The sequence below is a fragment of the Palaeococcus ferrophilus DSM 13482 genome (assembly GCF_000966265.1).
In the GTDB taxonomy this organism is placed as follows: domain Archaea; phylum Methanobacteriota_B; class Thermococci; order Thermococcales; family Thermococcaceae; genus Palaeococcus; species Palaeococcus ferrophilus.
In genome coordinates, this window is record NZ_LANF01000007.1 from 75,211 (window position 1) to 91,127 (window position 15,917).

Genomic DNA, 15,917 nt, shown 5'->3' on the forward strand with positions numbered 1-15,917 from the left:
TTCAGTTACACTCGATATCTACTCCCTCTCTGCCTCTTCCATGTTCCCATCGGCGTGCCCCAGGACTGCCGGGATAACCATCCCATTTAAATGCCCCCCGGCAGATATCCAATGTCACACCGGGTTAAAGTTATAAGGGAAAGTCAATACACTTGAGACACGCTCGCCTGCATTTTATGCTCGCGATATCGGGTGAAAAGCATGGGAGTCATTGACATCTTTGAGAAGGCAGTGGAGGAGAAGGGAATACTTCTTAACCCCTCGGTGCTTAGCGATACGTACGTTCCGGAGAAGCTTCTATTTAGGGACGAGGAGATAGGCAAAATAGCAAGGAATCTCGCCAAGTTCTTCAAGAGCGATTACCCCGACAACACCCTGATATTCGGCCCCCCGGGGACGGGAAAGACCCACGCGATTAAGATGGTCTCCAGGGACTACAACGCCTTTGCACGCGAAAAGGGCTTTCCCTCGCAGGCCGTTTACGTGAACGCCAAGGACAAATCGTACTTCCAGGTTCTGGTGGAGCTCCTTCATTCCCTCGGCATAGAGTTCCCTTCGAGGGGCTTTGGGGTGGGGGAAGCAGTATCGGCACTCGCTGATCACCTGAAGGGCCTTGAGGGGACCTACATCTTCATATTCGACGAGATAGACAAGATGAAGCGCACATCGCGGGACAACGAGGATCCGATGAACGCGCTCATCTACCGCATGTCTCGCCTTGACGAACTTACGGGCGAACTTAAGACGGCCTTCGTGGTGATATCCAACAGGGGGGACATAATGCAACGCCTGGAGTACTTTACGCGCTCGAAGTTCATCCCCGAGATAGTGTACTTCAGGGAGTACGACGCCCGTGAAATAGCCGAGATACTGCACGATAGGGTGGAGAAGGCTTTCATAGAGGGCACCGTAAGCGAGGACGCGATAAACTACCTCGCGGCCCTCATAAAGCAGGGAGGGAAAGACCTTCGCTGGGGCTTCAGGGTTCTCAAGGAGGCCGCGGAACTGGCCAAAGATAAGCTCACGAGGGAGGAGATAAACAGGGCCATAGAGGTCGTGGAGAGGAACATGCTTCAGGAGGCAATAAAGGGGCTCGACGTTACCCAGCTCCTTGTACTGTACTCCGTGGCTCTCATGGAGGACAGCGGCAACGTCCCGAGAACGGGGCACGTGTATTCCGCCTACAAACTCCTCTGCGAGAAGCTAAACTACCCGTCGAGGACAATGAGGCACATAACGCACTTCGTGGTTCCCAAGCTCGAGACCCAGGGCCTCATGACGGTCAGCGAGAAGAGCTTTGGCCGCGGTAAGGGGAGGAGCCTGGTCTACCACATAGACGAGGAGCCCGTTAAGATACTCTCCCTCATCGAGAATGAGCTGGCGATACGCCTCGGAACCACCGTAAGGCACGCCACGGACGAGGACATCCTTAGGTTCTATCGGGAGTGGTAATTACACTCGATATCCACTCTCTCACCGCAATTTTTAAGTAAGAAGGCCGTAACTCCAATGGGGGTGTATGTATGGAGCTAACCAACCATGAGAAGCTCACTCTCATAAAGCTGGCTGAAATGAAGAGGGGAGATGTTAGGGAACTCGTTGAGAGAACCGGTCTTGACCAGGTTGCCGTTATGCGTGCCCTCCTGGGTCTTAAGAGCAAGGGGCTCGCGCTTCTCCATGAAAAGGGCTACCGCGTCGTGGTTCCAACCGATACCGCCAGGGTATATGCCGAGAAGGGCCTCCCGGAGAGGCGCGCCCTGGCCCTCCTCGTGGAGAGGGGCTCGGCCCGCCTTTCGGAGCTCTCGGAGGTTTTGAGCGAGGACGAGCTCAAGCCGATAGTTGGCCTCCTGAGGAAGGAGGGATGGGCTAACGTCAGGAAGGATGGGGAGCTGGTACTAGAGGTTACGGAGAAGGGAAAAGCGGCCGTTGGGACGGAGAGGCCCATCGAAAAGGCCCTGTCTCTGCTCGTCGAGAGGGGTGAGGTTCCCCTTGAGGAAATTCAAAAGCTCGTCCCCGTGAAGGAGCTCAAGAGGAGGAAGATAGCGGAGGAAGATAGCAAGACCGAGCGTATCGTGGAGATAACGCCGGAAGGAGAGGCACTCGTGGCTAAGGGAATAGAGCTCCGCGAGGAGGTCTCCACTCTTACCCCCGAGCTGATAAAGTCCGGCAAGTGGAGGGAAGTTGAGTTCAGGCGTTACAATATAAGCGCCCCCGTTAAAGCGGTCCATCCCGGCAAAAAGCAGCCATACAGAGCATTCTTGGACAAGATAAGGCGGAAGCTCATAGAGATGGGCTTCATTGAGATGACGGTTGAGAGCCTCATAGAGACCCAGTTCTGGAACTTCGATGCGCTCTTCCAGCCTCAGAACCACCCGGCGAGGGAGTGGACCGACACCTACAGGCTCAAGTATCCCGAGAGCGGCCATCTGCCCGATGAAGCGCTCGTCGAAAGAGTAAAAGCGGCCCACGAAAGGGGAATAGCAGGCTCAAGGGGATGGGGCTATATATGGTCACCCGAGAGGGCGATGCTCCTGATGCCGAGGGCCCATGGAACGGCTTTGAGCGGAAGGCAGCTCGCGAAGGGCGTCGAGATACCGGGCAAGTACTTCACGATACAGCGCGTTTTCAGGCCGGACGTTCTGGATAGAACGCACCTCATCGAGTTCAACCAGGTTGATGGGTTCGTCGTGGGGGAGGAACTCAACTTCAGGCACCTCCTCGGTATACTCAAGCGCTTCGCCGTTGAGATCGCCGGGGCGAAGAAGGTCAAGTTCCTGCCGGATTACTACCCCTTCACAGAGCCGAGCGTGCAGATGAGCGCATACCACCCGGAGCTCGGGTGGGTCGAGTTCGGCGGTGCGGGAATATTTAGAGAAGAAATGACGCGGGCCCTTGGGATTGATGCCCCCGTCATAGCCTGGGGAATAGGCATAGACAGGCTTGCCATGTTCAAGCTCGGGATAGACGACATCCGCTACCTCTTCAGCTACAACCTGAAGTGGCTCAGGGAAGCGAAGCTCGTGTGGTGAGGGAAGACTTTTAAACCCTCGCCCCCATCCATTCTATGCAAAAATTTTTAAGCATGGGGCACGTAGCCCTTTTGGAAAATTTTTGCAAAAATCAGGAGGGTGATGTTCATGTGTGCGTATCACGGTAGGGGAAGGGGAAGGTCCGGAGGCCATAAAAAGAGGAACACCAATCAGGGAGGCGAGGAAGTCATTAGGGTTCCGCTCCCGAGGGCCAACGAGGGCCAGGTGTTTGGGATAGTCGAGCAGGCTCTCGGCTCTGGATGGATGGACGTTCGCTGCGCCGATGGGAAGATAAGGCGCTGCAGAATCCCCGGAAGGTTCAGGAGAAAGATGTGGGTTAGGATAGGCGACGTCGTTATAGTTCAGCCCTGGCCCGTTCAGTCGGACGAGAGGGGCGATATCGTCTACCGCTACACGAGGACGCAGGTGGACTGGCTCCTCAGAAGGGGCAAGATTACCCAGGACTTCATCTCGGGAAGCCTCGAGCTCTGAGGGGAGCCTATGAAGAACCTCGACAGGGAAATCTTCCGCGCCCTCGGGATAGACGAGGAGCGCGAGAAGGACAGCGAGCTCTACAAGGTCTTCAGCGAGGTATTCGACAAAACCACCCTGGGCAGCCTCGAGTACCTCAAAAAGAGGAAACACTTCGAGCGCTTCCTCGGCGTTATCTCCACGGGCAAGGAGGCCAACGTCTTCGTGGGAGAGGGCGAGGAGAAGGTCGCCATAAAGATTTACAGAACGTACACCACGGAGTTCCGCCGCCTCTGGGAGTATCTGGCGGGTGACCCAAGGGTTGGCTACCTTCCAAAGGACATCCGAAAGCTCGTGTTCATATGGACCCGGAGGGAGTTCAAGAACCTCCAGAGGGCCATGAAGTACGCGGTCAGGGCACCGGAACCCTACGCCTTTCGCAACAACGTCCTCGTGATGGAGTTCATAGGTGATGAAAACCCGGCTCCCCGCCTCAAGGACGTCGAAAGGAGCCTTGAAAAGTCGGATTTCGAGGATATTTACGCGTTCCTGATGTCATCCATAGAGAAGCTCTGGAAGAGGGGCGAGATGGTTCACGGCGATCTGAGCGAGTACAACGTGCTGATATGGGACACGCCGGTGATAATAGACTGGTCCCAGGCGACCGTAAGGAGGAACCGCATGTCGGCGGAGCTCCTCATGAGGGACCTGAGAAACGTTTCAAACTACTTCGCGAGAAAAGGCCTCGACGTGGAGAGCCCGGAGGAAAAGTTCAGGGAGTTGATGGAGTATGGATGAGGAAATTTACAACGAGGAATACCTCAAAATACCCAGGGAGCGTGTTGGTGTCCTCATCGGGAAGAGCGGAGAGACCAAAAAGGAACTCGAGGACAGGACGAAGACGCACATCGAGGTGGACAGCGAGAGCGGTGAGGTCTTCATAAGCTCAACCGAGGAAACGGACGACCCCCTTGCCGTCTGGAAAGCGAGAGATGTGGTTAGAGCGATAGGGCGCGGATTTTCTCCCGAGAGGGCCTTCCGTCTCCTTGAGGAGGGTGAAACTCTAGAGGTCATAGACCTCACGGACGTGGTCATAGGAAAGGATAAGAACGCCCTCCCGCGCGTGAGGGGCAGGATAATCGGGAGGAGAGGGAGAACGAGAGAGCTCATAGAGGAGATGAGCGGCACGTACGTTAGCGTTTATGGGAAAACCGTCGCTATAATAGGCAACCCGATACAGGTTGAGGTCGCCAAGTCTGCCATTGAGAAGCTCATACGGGGCTCCAAGCACGGCTCCGTTTACAGGTTCCTCGAGAAGAGAAAGAGGGACATAGACCTCGAACTTGCCAAATACTGAAGTTGGAGGGAGTTAGATGGCAAAATCCGAAGCCAAAGAACTTTTCAAAGAGTTCAAGATTCAGAGCGTTAGCGAGTTCTTCAGGCGAAACGCGGCCATGCTCGGCTACACGGGCAAGGTCCGCTCCCTCACCACCATAATCCACGAGGCAGTCACAAACGCCCTCGATGCGTGTGAGGAAGCGGGGATACTCCCCTACGTCCGCGTTGAGATCGAGGAGCTCGGAAAGGAGCACTACAAAATCATAGTGGAGGACAACGGACCGGGAATTCCGGAGAAGTTCATAACCCACGTCTTTGGAAAGATGCTCGCGGGAACGAAGGCCCACAGGAACATACAGAGCCGCGGCCAGCAGGGTATAGGTATAAGCGGTGCCGTCATGTTCGCCCAGATGACGAGCGGAAAGGCAACGCGCGTAATCACCTCGACGGGCGACGATAAAATCATCGAAGCATGGGTCATGATAGACGTTGACAAGAACGAGGGCAAGGTCGTCAGGAAGGAGAAGCACCCCAACAGGGACGGCTGGAGGGGAACGAGGATAGAGATGGAGGTAAAGGACGTCAGGTACATCCGCTCCAAGCAGGGCCCCTACTGGTACCTCAAGCTAACAGCTATAGCCAACCCCCACGCCCACATAGAGCTCATAGAGCCGGACGGAAAGCTCATAGTCTTCCCGAGGGGGAGTGAGGTCATCCCGAAGCCACCGGAGGAGATGAAGCCCCACCCGCGCGGCGTCATCACGGACGACCTCTTCAGAATGGCCAAGAGGACGAGGAGGAACACCGTCAAGCGCTTCCTCGTGGGCGAGTTCTCGAGGATAAGCGACCAGAAGGTTGGCGAGATAGCCAAGGTGATGGCCCTCCTGAGGCTCATCAACGAGGTTGAGGAGGAGCACAAGAGGGAGGAGTACTACAACAGGCTCGCCAAGGGAGAGGTTGACCTCCTGCTCAAGAGCTTCGGCAGGAAGGGTAAGAAGGTTCTCCGCGAGGTCGAGAAGATAATGGAGAAGCCGCCCGAGAAGCTCACGTGGCACGAGGCCGAGGAGATAATCCACGCCTTCCGCTACGTGAAGTTCCTTGCTCCCCCGACCAGCGGCCTCAGGCCCATAGGGGAGGACAACATAGAGAGGGGCCTTTCCAACATCCTCTCACCCGAGTTCGTGACGGCCCTAACGAGGCCCCCCAAGGTTTACCGCGGTGGAATCCCCTTCCAGGTCGAGGTGGGGATAGCCTTCGGAGGGCAGGTGAACAGCTTCGACCTGCTTAGGTACGCCAACAGAGTTCCCCTCCTCTTCGATGCCGGTTCCTGTGCCATCACCTCCGCCACGAGGAGCGTTGACTGGAAGCGCTACCGCGTTGACAGCCTCGAGGATGCCCCAATGGTCGTCTTCGTCAACGTGGTAAGTGTCCACGTCCCCTACACGAGCACGGGCAAGCAGAGCGTCGCCAACGAGGAGGAGATATACGAGGAGATAAGGCTCGCCCTCATGGAGGTCGGGAGGAGACTTCAGAAGTACCTGAGCGGGAAGCACCGCAAGATATCGCAGGTTAAGAGGAGGAGAACCCTTGAGAAGTACGTGGATGAGGTTAGCGAGGCCCTCGCAGTCCTTACGGAGAGGCCCGCCGATGACATCAGGAAGTACCTCATGGGCCTCATAGAGAGGAAGTTTGAGGAGTCAGAGGAGGTGAGCGAGAATGCCTAAATCCAAGAAGGCAATCAGGCGAGAGAAGCCGAAGGAGCACTTCTCCTACGACCCAGAGAAGGTCATAAAGAAGCTCGAGGGCATAGGCCACAGGGTGCTTGAGATGCTCTCCCAGGGGAAGAACCCCTACATAGACGTTCCCATGCGCGGCCTCACCAACGTTTACTACGACGAGTCAACCGGAACCATACAGATGGGCGACAAGCTCTCCAGGAGATACTTCCTTCACATGGCCCACGCCAAGAAGTTCATGCAGACGGTTCTCATAGCGGCCTACATAAAGAGACTCGTGAGGGAGATGAAGCACGCGAGCCTTCGTGAAGCTTACTACGCCAACAAGCACAGCGTCGCCGGAACCAAGGAGAACACCTTTGAGGACCAGAGCGAGAGCAACGCCATTATAGAAGACCTCGAGAGAACCCTCGGCGTCCTCAGGGAGGAGATGCACATAACGGCCGACAGGAGGGGCTACATCTACGGCGACATAGTAATCAAGGACGGCGAGGACGAGTTCAACGCGAGCAGGCTCGGAAGCGGTGGATGGGCCGTTCCGGGAACCGTGGAGCACCTCCAGTTCCCGGAGATAAACGTTGACTACGTTCTCGTTGTGGAGACCGCCGCTATGGCCGACCGTCTCATTGAGGAAAAGTACCCCAAGAGGGAGAACGCCCTCATCGTGGCCACCCAGGGACAGGCCTCGCGCGGCGTGAGGCGTTTGATCCACAGGCTCCACTACGAGGAAGGTTTGCCGATCATAGTCTTCACGGATGGAGACCCCTACGGTTGGTACATCTACTCCACCATAAAGAAGGGCTCGATAAACCTCGCCTACCTCAGCGACAAGCTGGCAACGCCGGAGGCAAGGTTCGTGGGTATGACGATGGACGACATAGAGCGCTACGGCCTCCAGAGGGTCACCGAGAAGCTCAAGGGCATCCCGCCCAAGAAGAAGGGAGGCCCGACCGGCGACTACAAGAGAATCCTCGAGGAGATGGAGTACCCGTGGTTCAAGAACAGGGAGTGGCAGAGGCAGCTCCAGATGGCCCTCAAGCTCGGAGTGAGGATTGAGCAGCAGGCCCTCGCCCACCGCTCCCTCGAGTTCGTGGCCAAGGAGTACCTTCCTGAAAAGATAAACAACGGGGAGCTGCTTCCATGACGACCACCGAGGAGCTCGTCTCCAAGGTGAACGTAATACTGGAGGATTTGAAGTATTCGATGGACGGGTTATTCGGGGCCAGCCCCGCCGAGCTGGCCTTCCATTTAAGCTCCCAGCTCAAGACCCTCCAGGGGCTTGAGGATGAGCTCGAGAGGCGCGTGGGAGTCTCGGTCCCCTCCACGGCCTTCCTGAGCAAGAAGGACAGGGATCCAAACATAGAGTGGCTCTACCGCAAGAAGCACAACCGCGCCCTGGCCCTTGAGAGACTGAAGAGCGCCATAACGGCACACAGAATAGCGCTCTCCCACTTAGCTATGCACTACCACTTCTACTCGGGAAGGAAGGAGCTCTCGCCCATGGAGGTCAAGGATCCGGAGGGTGTGAGGGTCGTTGATAGGAACGTGAAGCTCGGCAGGCTCGAAATCCTCCCCCACCTCGCCTACTCGGGGGACATACTAAGGATACTCAGCCAGCGGGAGATGGCCGTTAGGGAGGAGTTCAAAGAACTGAAGGCGAAGCTCCGTGAGAAGGGGAGGCTCCAGGTGAGGGGCTACCGCATAGAGGTGGAGTACTGGGAGAACAACCGGCTCAAGAAGACGAGGGTTGACCTCCCGAGCGATGCCGATATCGATGCCGAGCTCAGGAAGCGCTTTGGAAGGAAGTTCCGCTGGAGGGTTCTCACCTCAATAAAGACGCGCGGCGTTTTGATAAACAACCACTACACGGTGGACAACCTCGCGCTCGCCTACGCCTCCCTCAACCCCGGGGAGGGGACCAAGCTTCTCGCCCTCGACATATTCCGCTACTACTTCCTCACCTCCGACCGTGAGAGGGAGAACATAAGCCTCTACCCCGGCATCAGGGGCTGCGTCGAGTGCCACTACTCCCTATTCGACGAGCCCTTCAGGGAGGAGAAATTCTTCAGGACTGGCTTTGGAAGCATGCTGCTCCTGAAGAAGTGCGAGATTGAGGGGTTCCTCTCCGGAAGGAGGCACGAGCTGTCCTCCATACCGAACTACCTCCTCGGAGGGGTCATCCTCTACGGAATAAGTCCCTTCGATGAGAAGAAGGTGGCGGAGATACTCGGGATAAGCGAGAAGGAGCTTGAAGACGCTCTCTGGAAGGTGGCCATATCGGGGATACCTCTGGAGACCTTCGGAGACCCATCCAAGTTCGAGCGCTTCATGCCGAAGGAGGAGATAGTGGTTGAGTTCCTAAAAGCCCTTCAGGGGGAAGATGATGAGGGTGGAGATAAAGGCAAGAAACAACGAAGAGCTCCTAAGAAAAATAAGAGAAGAGCTTAGGCCCGGCGTTACGGAGGTTTACGTGAACTTAAGGCCCACGAAGGAGATAGTGGTGAGCATCCTCCGCCAGGCCCCGACGGTGAAGAAAATAGGCTGTCCCCCGAGCCTCTACCCCAAGGTCTCCGCGAGCGTCATACGCGCCCTCAACAGAATAGGCATACAGCTCGTCCCCGTCAAGCGCTCCCGCGGAAGGCCGCGGAAGTACGACGAGGAGACGATGAGACGCATAGAGGCGCTGATGCGGGAGGGGAAGAGCCCCCGTGAGATAAGCGAGTCCCTGGGAATTCCCCTCCGCACCGTCTACTACATGGTGAACGGGAAATGAGGGCAAACCGGGTGCTTCCCCTCTTTCTTTTGCTGCTCCTCATGGCGGCGATCTTTCGAAGCACCGCCCGCGCCGGTTCATCAACCTTCAACCTCGACTGGCTCTTTCTGGCCCTCTGGGCGTTTTACATCATGCTGGGCCTCGCGGCCCTCCGCTACCTCCTCTCGAGCTCGAAGCGGGGCACCCTGGGAAGGAAGTTCACGAAGAAGGAGTGGGTGGGGCTGATACTCTACCTCCTGGCCTTCATAGTCGCCATACGCGCCCTGACCCGAAAGCCCCCGGAGATTAAGGGCTTCACGGAGGCACCGGCGGTTAGGCACTTCAACCTCGACCTCTTCGACTTCAACACCATAGTGGAGGTCACCTACCGGCCCCTCCCCCTCATACTGTACCTCATCCCCGTACTCCTGGCCCTGATCTACATTCTCCACAGGCGGCGCGGCCGTTTCAGCCTTGAGAACGTGCGCTTTGACCCACGGCTCGAATTCGACGCGATAGAGGGGACACCCGAGGAGCGCGTCATCGTAATGTACAAGAACGTTGTGGCGGGGCTTGTGACTAGGGGATACCCCTACCAGAAGAGCTGGACCCACTGGGAGCACGAGGAGCACCTCAGGAAGATATTCCCCGACCTGAGCGACCTCCACACCTTAACCGCGGTCTTCGAGAAGGCCCGCTACGGGAGGAGCCTTACTCCGGAGGACGTTGAGAGGGCGAAGAAAAGTTATAGGGTCCTTATAGGCTACCTCACCCGCCCGAGACTACGGGAATGATCTCCACGAAGTCGTTATCGCTAACGGGCGCATCTTCAAGGGCCACCTTGCCGTTTACCTTTGCCACGGCGCTCTCCGTGTTGAAGCCCGCCTCCCTGATGACGTCCTTCACTCTCATGCCCTTCCGCCACTCAAGCTCCCTCTCGATTTTTCTTCCTATCACCTTGACCCGTATCATTCTCCCCACCACCATGCACTCTGGAAATGGGCTTTATTAATTTGTGCCTTGCGAGGGGTATGCTCGGAGGCCCGTTGAGCGTATATTCAAAAAAATTATTATATGCCCAAAACCCAGAGTTCCAATGAACTGGATGCATACAATCAACAGAAGTGATGCCATATGCGCCGAAGTGTCATCCTCGCTGTTTTTCTGCTTTTTGCTATCGCTTTACTGCTTTCCAGCTCCCCCCAGCTTTCGGTTTACCATGAAATTCTCTTAAACAATAACCCTGCCGAAACTTCAAAGGCCCTCTGTTGCACTGCAAACAATCTCACGTTTATGGTAACCACGAACATGAATTCAAAGTGCTCGATTTCAATCAGCTCTAATCCGGGAGGATCCATAACGATAGAACCAAAAAACATTGTTTTCGTTGCAGAGAAAAATCAAAGGGAGCCCGTAACATTTAAAATAACCCCTATGGGCAAAAACCGTTATATTGTCTCATATGAAATTGAGTGCAATAGTACTGGCTTTAGGAGGAGCTATCTCTCATCCAGTGGGCAGTTCGTCCTGTATATCAAGGGATAAAAGAGAAAATCACATGAGCATACCCTCAAGGTTCTCCACGAACTCTATGCTCCTCCTAACGTCGGCAAAGTACTTCTCGGCCTTCTCGACGTGCTCCCTCTCGACCCTTCCGCCCGTGAGGACGGCTGCAGGGGCGAGCAGCTGAACCGCGTACCTGAGGCTCTTCTTCTCGCCGAGCTCCGCGAGGTATTCTATCGCCTCGTCGCTTATCTCTATCTTCTCCTCCTCAGCCCTGATCCTCACTATCTCCCTGACCTCGTCCTTCTTATAGGGCTCCGTGTTGATTATGAGAAGCCTGTCGAGCATGTCTATCGGAATTCCGTGCGGGGCCTCGATGTCGGTGCCCCTTATCTTCGTCCTTCCGCGGTTGGTGGCGAGGATGAGGATTGGAGCCAGGTCGCTCTCCATGGCCCTCGCGAGGAAGGAGAAGGCCTCTATGTCGAGCATGTGACACTCGTCTATGAAGAGAACGCCCGGCACAAGGTGAGCCTTTCCTTCCTCGACCCAGCCCTTCACAGCCTGATCAACCCTCTGCCTTATGTCGTCGTTTATCTCCATTCCCCCTCCGAAGAAGATGCTGAAGAGCCCGCCGCTCCTGGCATTCACGACGTCAAGGTCGTGGAGCGTGACGGTGTAGGTGAACTCCTTTATCTTGAGAACCGGCCCTGTTGGAAGGTTGACCTTCCTCTTGAGGAATATGCCCTCCTCTTCCTTCACCGTCCCGAGCTTGGAGACCCTCCCCGTCTCGGCGTCGATCTGTATAACATCCCCCTCCTCTATACCGCCTTCTATGAGCTGGTAGGCTATCTCCCTTCCCACCCTGACGGTCTTCTCATCGTCTTTGGTCTTGAGCGTGACGAGGGCGCTCTCGGGAACCTCGACGTAGGGGTTAAACGGATGCTTCGCCCTCTTTATCTCAAGCTTCGCGAGCTCGCCCTCGTAGACCTTCCTCTCCTCGCTTATCCTGACACCTATCGCCCTTCTTAGGGCCTGCTTGAGGAACTCCGTCTTCTTCATCTCGGCGGAGTAAATCTCGCTTCCCGCTATCTGGACGAAGGGCACGTCCTCACCGAGCTCCTTGGCTATGCCCATGGCTATCGCCGTTTTTCCGCTCCCGGTGGGGCCCGCGAGGAGGATTCCCTTTCCGGCGAACTTGCCCCTCTTGATGAGCTCCACCGCTATTCCCGCGGCTTCCCTCGCCTTCACCTGGCCGACCATGCCGTCCGCCTTGAACTTCGCCTTCCCGTTCTCATCCAAACCAAGGCCCTTTATGTGGGAGTGGCTTCCGGCGCGCTCGAAGCTGACCTTCGCGACCTCCTCGATGATGGGCATGGGCTCACCTCCGGGTATCTTTAAGTTCCATTTAGTGATTAAAAGTTGCGCTTAAAAGTTTAACGGGAACCGCTCCCCCCCATATCGGTGGCCTTCCCGCCGGCCTGATGGAAAGAGGTGCTCATGGGGGCACTTTGGCGGACACGGGTGAGCTTGAGGGGCGCCCTATCCAGGGTAAAGATTTATAAAGCGAAGCCGCAATTGAATGGATGGAAGTGCCCCGGTGGCCTAGTCTGGATAGGGCGCAAGGCTGCGGACCTTGAGGTCCGGGGTTCGAATCCCCGCCGGGGCGCCACACAATTTCTAAGGGGTTCTGTGGGTTCGCGTTCTTTGTGCCCTTTTGGTCGGTTGTACAGTCCAAACCCTACATGGTGATGGTAATTCCATTCTACCCTCCATTTTCCGTTCAGATGTTCATCGAAAACTATTAAAAGTCTCCCGGTGAAAAAGTTTCCAGGAATTTACGGGGTGATTGAAATGGAAGGCGTTTTCCAGAACGAAACGGTGAATCAAATTCTATCCAAATACAGGCGCATCTGGGCCCTCGGCCACGCCCAGAGCGTCCTGGGCTGGGATATGGAGGTCAACATGCCAAAGGAGGGAATACTTGAGCGCTCGGTGGCCCAGGGCGAGCTTAGCGTTCTCTCCCAGGAGTTCCTCCTCAAGCCCGACTTCATCGAGCTCGTTGAGAAGGCCAAGGGCATCGAAGACCTCAACGAGTACGAGCGCGGCGTTGTTCGCGTTCTCGACCGCTCGATAAGGATAAGCCGCTCCTTCCCGCCGGAGTTCCTCAGGGAGAGGAGTGAGGTTACCAGCCAGGCGACGAAGGCATGGGAGGAGGCCAAGAAGAGCAACGACTTCTCCAAGTTCGAGCCCTGGCTCGACAGGATCATAGACCTCGCCAAGAGGGCGGCCGACTACCTCGGCTACGAGGAGGAGCCCTATGACGCCCTGCTCGACCTCTTCGAGGAAGGCCTCACCACGAAGGAAGTAGTGAGGATGTTCGACAGGCTTGAGAAGGAGCTCAAGCCGCTCCTCGAGAGGATAATGGAGGAGGGCAGGGTTCCCAGCGAGCACCCGCTCGAGAAGGAGGAGTACGAGAGGGAGCAGATGGAAAAGGTCAACCTCTGGATCCTCCAGAAGTTCGGCTATCCCCTTGGAGTTCGCGCGAGGCTCGACGTTTCGGCCCACCCCTTCACCACGGAGTTCGGGATAAGGGACGTGAGGATAACGACCCGCTACGAGGGCTACGACTTCAGGAGGACGATTTTGAGTACGGTCCACGAGTTTGGGCACGCTCTCTACGAGCTCCAGCAGGACGAGCGCTTCATGTTCAGCCCGATAGCGGGAGGCGTTTCCCTCGGAATCCACGAGAGCCAGAGCCGCTTCTGGGAGAACATCGTTGGAAGGAGCATGGAGTTCGCAGGGCTTATTCACCCCGTCCTCAGGGAGAACCTGCCATTCATGGCGGACTACTCTCCCGAAGACGTTTACCTTTACTTCAACATGGTCAGGCCGGACTTCATAAGGACCGAGTCCGACGTGGTAACCTACAACTTCCACATACTGCTCCGCTTCAAGCTCGAGAGAATGATGCTCAACGAGGGCGTCAAGGCGAAGGACCTGCCAGAGCTCTGGAACGACGAGATGGAGAGCCTCCTCGGCATAAGGCCCAAGAACTACGTCGAGGGAATCCTGCAGGACATACACTGGGCCCACGGAACGATCGGCTACTTCCCGACCTACAGCATCGGAACGCTGCTCGCGGCCCAGTTCTACTACCACATGAAGAAGGAGCTCAACGTGGAGGAGCACATAGCCAGCGCGAACTTCGAGCCGATAAAGGCCTGGCTCCGCGAGAGGGTGCACAAGTACGGCTCGATATACCCGCCGAAGGAGCTCCTCAAGAAGTCAATAGGCGAGGAGCTCAACCCGGACTACTTCATCCGCTGGGTGAAGGAGAGGTATCTATAATCTTAACTCTCTTCTTTATTTGTAGGAACCCAAGTGAGTAATTAGCAAGATTTAGGTAATGTTTTTAATCACTGTTAACAATAACTATGGACAAGGTGATGCTTTGTGGGAATGAGGATTGCAAGCCTTGGACTGGTTCTTCTGTTCCTCATGAGCTTTGGAGCGGTGCCTTTATTCAACGGAAACTATGTAGCTGCACAAGAAGCACCCGCACCATGGGTCAAAACTTATGGGGAAAGTGACCTTGATGTGGCTCAAGCAGTTGCTATTGCTCCCAATGGAGACCTCATAATACTAGGTTACACTCACAGCCCCGGCACTAGTACCTGGGATTATGATTTTTTGGTTTTGAGGCTTGATGAGAACGGGAGCGTGAAGTGGCAGAGGACTTATGGGGGAAGCAATTATGATGAGGCTCGTGCGGTTGCTATTGCTCCCAATGGAGACATCATTGTAGTAGGCTACACTTACAGCTTCGATGTTGGTAATGGTGATGTTTGGGTTCTGAGGCTTGATGAGAACGGTAACATAAAATGGCAGAAAACATACGGAGAATTTCCTATTGATAGAGGTTACGCGGTTGCCATCGCGTCTAACGGGGACATCATTGTAGCGGGCTACGCTCCCGGCGCTAGTGGTGATGTTTGGGTTTTGAGGCTTGATGAGAACGGGAGCGTGAAGTGGCAGAAAACATACGGAGGAAGTGATGTTGATGGGGCTTATACGGTTGCCATAGCTGATAATGGAGATATTATAGTAGCCGGATACTATGGAGCGACGGACTCTTACGGTTCTGGGGGCGATGTTTGGGTTCTCAGACTTGACGAGAATGGAAATGTTAAATGGCAGAAAACTTACGGGGGAAGCAATGATGATGTGGCTCGTGCGGTGGCCATCGCGTCTAACGGGGACATCATTGTAGTAGGCTACACTTACAGCTTCGGCGCTGGTAACGATGATGTTTGGGTTTTGAGGCTTGATGAGAATGGTAACATAAAATGGCAGAAAGCTTACGGTGGAAACGGCGGTGAAAAGGCTTATGCGGTTACTTTAGCAGACAACGGGGACGTTATTGTCACAGGATACACCTACAGCTTCGGCGCTGGCAACAATGATGTTTGGGTTTTGGGGCTTGATGAGAATGGTAACGTTAAGTGGCAGAAGACTTACGGTGGGCGCAGCGTTGATTCTGCTTACTCTGTTGCCATGACCTCAACCATGGATATCATTGTGGCCGGTTATACCCAGAGCTTCGGCGCTGGCAACAATGATGTTTGGATTCTTCGTCTTCCCCCTGATGGGTACCTTCCACCTGAGGGCAAGAGAGATCTGAACTTTTACACAGGGGATAGCAATGCGGTGATAACTGAAACGAGCGTTACTGCAATAGATAGCAGTGCAACTTGGACAGATACAAGCGTTTTGGGAAAAACCAGCGATGCAATCATTCAAGACACGGATGTCACAACCAAAACTCAATACTACTACACGGGCCCCACTGAATTATCACTTACCCCGCCAACTCCCGAGAACGGTAGTGTAATGAACACAGATTACGTTTTCGTCAATATGACCTCCAACAACATCCTAGTGAGTGCTCTGCTGGAGTGGGACGGTCAGAACCTGACGATGCAAAAGGCCTCCGATACCAACTGGTATTTGAACGTGACCGGTCTGGTGAACGGGCAGTACTCCCTCAGAGTCTGGGGTAAGGATTTATCAGAGAAATGGGTTACCAGT

The 15,917-nt window shown here is 55.3% G+C and carries 15 protein-coding genes and 1 tRNA gene; 14 read left to right on the forward strand and 2 right to left on the reverse strand.

The window, feature by feature from the left end:
• The first annotated feature begins 201 nt into the window (after positions 1–201).
• The 10 genes from PFER_RS02775 (at position 202) to PFER_RS02820 (ending at position 10,120) form a co-directional block, all read left to right on the forward strand.
• Entirely contained in the window at positions 202–1,452 is a 1,251-nt protein-coding gene (locus tag PFER_RS02775; RefSeq protein WP_048148536.1) for a Cdc6/Cdc18 family protein, read from the forward strand.
• 71 nt (positions 1,453–1,523) lie between these two features.
• Positions 1,524–3,029: a phenylalanine--tRNA ligase subunit alpha gene (pheS, locus tag PFER_RS02780; protein WP_048148538.1), complete on the forward strand. Its 1,506-nt coding sequence runs from the start codon at positions 1,524–1,526 to the stop codon at positions 3,027–3,029.
• Between the two features lie 102 nt (positions 3,030–3,131).
• Positions 3,132–3,521 carry a translation initiation factor eIF-1A gene (gene eif1A / locus PFER_RS02785; RefSeq protein ID WP_245612413.1) on the forward strand — a complete coding sequence of 130 codons (390 nt, stop codon included), beginning with the start codon at positions 3,132–3,134 and terminating at the stop codon, positions 3,519–3,521.
• A 9-nt stretch (positions 3,522–3,530) separates the two neighbouring features.
• Complete coding sequence (locus tag PFER_RS02790; protein WP_048148542.1) at positions 3,531–4,298, forward strand: serine protein kinase RIO; 768 nt, start codon at positions 3,531–3,533, stop codon at positions 4,296–4,298.
• Positions 4,291–4,857, forward strand: a complete 567-nt coding sequence (locus PFER_RS02795; RefSeq protein WP_084593890.1) for a KH domain-containing protein — start codon at positions 4,291–4,293, stop codon at positions 4,855–4,857. Before PFER_RS02790 ends, PFER_RS02795 begins: the two co-directional genes overlap by 8 nt.
• 16 nt (positions 4,858–4,873) lie before the next feature.
• Complete coding sequence (top6B, locus tag PFER_RS02800) at positions 4,874–6,562, forward strand: DNA topoisomerase VI subunit B (RefSeq protein WP_048148544.1); 1,689 nt, start codon at positions 4,874–4,876, stop codon at positions 6,560–6,562.
• Positions 6,555–7,718, forward strand: coding sequence for a DNA topoisomerase IV subunit A (locus tag PFER_RS02805; protein ID WP_048148546.1), 1,164 nt, complete (start codon positions 6,555–6,557; stop codon positions 7,716–7,718). Before top6B ends, PFER_RS02805 begins: the two co-directional genes overlap by 8 nt.
• On the forward strand, positions 7,715–9,022 hold the full coding sequence (locus PFER_RS02810; protein WP_084593891.1) for a DUF530 family protein: 1,308 nt from the start codon (positions 7,715–7,717) through the stop codon (positions 9,020–9,022). Before PFER_RS02805 ends, PFER_RS02810 begins: the two co-directional genes overlap by 4 nt.
• Complete coding sequence (locus PFER_RS02815) at positions 8,958–9,347, forward strand: DUF1699 family protein (RefSeq protein ID WP_048148548.1); 390 nt, start codon at positions 8,958–8,960, stop codon at positions 9,345–9,347. Before PFER_RS02810 ends, PFER_RS02815 begins: the two co-directional genes overlap by 65 nt.
• Positions 9,344–10,120: a DUF4129 domain-containing protein gene (locus tag PFER_RS02820; protein WP_048148550.1), complete on the forward strand. Its 777-nt coding sequence runs from the start codon at positions 9,344–9,346 to the stop codon at positions 10,118–10,120. Before PFER_RS02815 ends, PFER_RS02820 begins: the two co-directional genes overlap by 4 nt.
• On the opposite strand, the gene PFER_RS02825 is transcribed toward PFER_RS02820, so the two are convergent.
• On the reverse strand, positions 10,095–10,298 hold the full coding sequence (locus PFER_RS02825) for a MoaD/ThiS family protein (protein ID WP_048148552.1): 204 nt from the start codon (positions 10,296–10,298) through the stop codon (positions 10,095–10,097). The two genes, PFER_RS02820 and PFER_RS02825, sit on opposite strands and share 26 nt — an antisense overlap.
• Positions 10,299–10,460: 162 nt before the next feature.
• Between PFER_RS02825 and PFER_RS02830 the strand changes: the two genes are divergently transcribed.
• Positions 10,461–10,871 carry a hypothetical protein gene (locus tag PFER_RS02830; RefSeq protein WP_048148555.1) on the forward strand — a complete coding sequence of 137 codons (411 nt, stop codon included), beginning with the start codon at positions 10,461–10,463 and terminating at the stop codon, positions 10,869–10,871.
• 9 nt (positions 10,872–10,880) lie between these two features.
• Here the strand turns inward: PFER_RS02830 and PFER_RS02835 are convergent, their stop codons facing one another.
• The gene (locus PFER_RS02835) at positions 10,881–12,203 is read right to left on the reverse strand and encodes a RuvB-like helicase (RefSeq protein WP_048148557.1); all 1,323 of its coding nucleotides are present in this window, start codon (positions 12,201–12,203) and stop codon (positions 10,881–10,883) included.
• Positions 12,204–12,420: 217 nt separating this feature from the next.
• Between PFER_RS02835 and PFER_RS02840 the strand changes: the two genes are divergently transcribed.
• The 3 genes from PFER_RS02840 to PFER_RS02850 all read left to right on the forward strand — a co-directional run.
• Positions 12,421–12,498: transfer RNA gene (locus tag PFER_RS02840), tRNA-Arg, on the forward strand.
• Positions 12,499–12,680: 182 nt separating this feature from the next.
• Positions 12,681–14,177, forward strand: coding sequence for a carboxypeptidase M32 (locus PFER_RS02845; RefSeq protein WP_048148559.1), 1,497 nt, complete (start codon positions 12,681–12,683; stop codon positions 14,175–14,177).
• 111 nt (positions 14,178–14,288) lie between these two features.
• The coding region (locus PFER_RS02850) for a hypothetical protein (protein WP_084593893.1) at positions 14,289–15,917 on the forward strand (1,629 nt) is incomplete at its 3' end.

Coding starts and splice junctions, on each gene's coding strand:
- PFER_RS02845 (WP_048148559.1), top strand. CDS start 12,681: ATGGAAGGCGTTTTCCAGAACGAAACGGTGAATCAAATTCTATCCAAA.
- PFER_RS02830 (WP_048148555.1), top strand. CDS start 10,461: ATGCGCCGAAGTGTCATCCTCGCTGTTTTTCTGCTTTTTGCTATCGCT.
- top6B (WP_048148544.1), top strand. CDS start 4,874: ATGGCAAAATCCGAAGCCAAAGAACTTTTCAAAGAGTTCAAGATTCAG.
- PFER_RS02835 (WP_048148557.1), bottom strand. CDS start 12,203: ATGCCCATCATCGAGGAGGTCGCGAAGGTCAGCTTCGAGCGCGCCGGA.
- PFER_RS02815 (WP_048148548.1), top strand. CDS start 8,958: ATGAGGGTGGAGATAAAGGCAAGAAACAACGAAGAGCTCCTAAGAAAA.
- PFER_RS02795 (WP_084593890.1), top strand. CDS start 4,291: ATGGATGAGGAAATTTACAACGAGGAATACCTCAAAATACCCAGGGAG.
- PFER_RS02825 (WP_048148552.1), bottom strand. CDS start 10,298: ATGATACGGGTCAAGGTGATAGGAAGAAAAATCGAGAGGGAGCTTGAG.
- PFER_RS02805 (WP_048148546.1), top strand. CDS start 6,555: ATGCCTAAATCCAAGAAGGCAATCAGGCGAGAGAAGCCGAAGGAGCAC.
- PFER_RS02790 (WP_048148542.1), top strand. CDS start 3,531: ATGAAGAACCTCGACAGGGAAATCTTCCGCGCCCTCGGGATAGACGAG.
- eif1A (WP_245612413.1), top strand. CDS start 3,132: ATGTTCATGTGTGCGTATCACGGTAGGGGAAGGGGAAGGTCCGGAGGC.
- pheS (WP_048148538.1), top strand. CDS start 1,524: ATGGAGCTAACCAACCATGAGAAGCTCACTCTCATAAAGCTGGCTGAA.
- PFER_RS02820 (WP_048148550.1), top strand. CDS start 9,344: ATGAGGGCAAACCGGGTGCTTCCCCTCTTTCTTTTGCTGCTCCTCATG.
- PFER_RS02810 (WP_084593891.1), top strand. CDS start 7,715: ATGACGACCACCGAGGAGCTCGTCTCCAAGGTGAACGTAATACTGGAG.
- PFER_RS02775 (WP_048148536.1), top strand. CDS start 202: ATGGGAGTCATTGACATCTTTGAGAAGGCAGTGGAGGAGAAGGGAATA.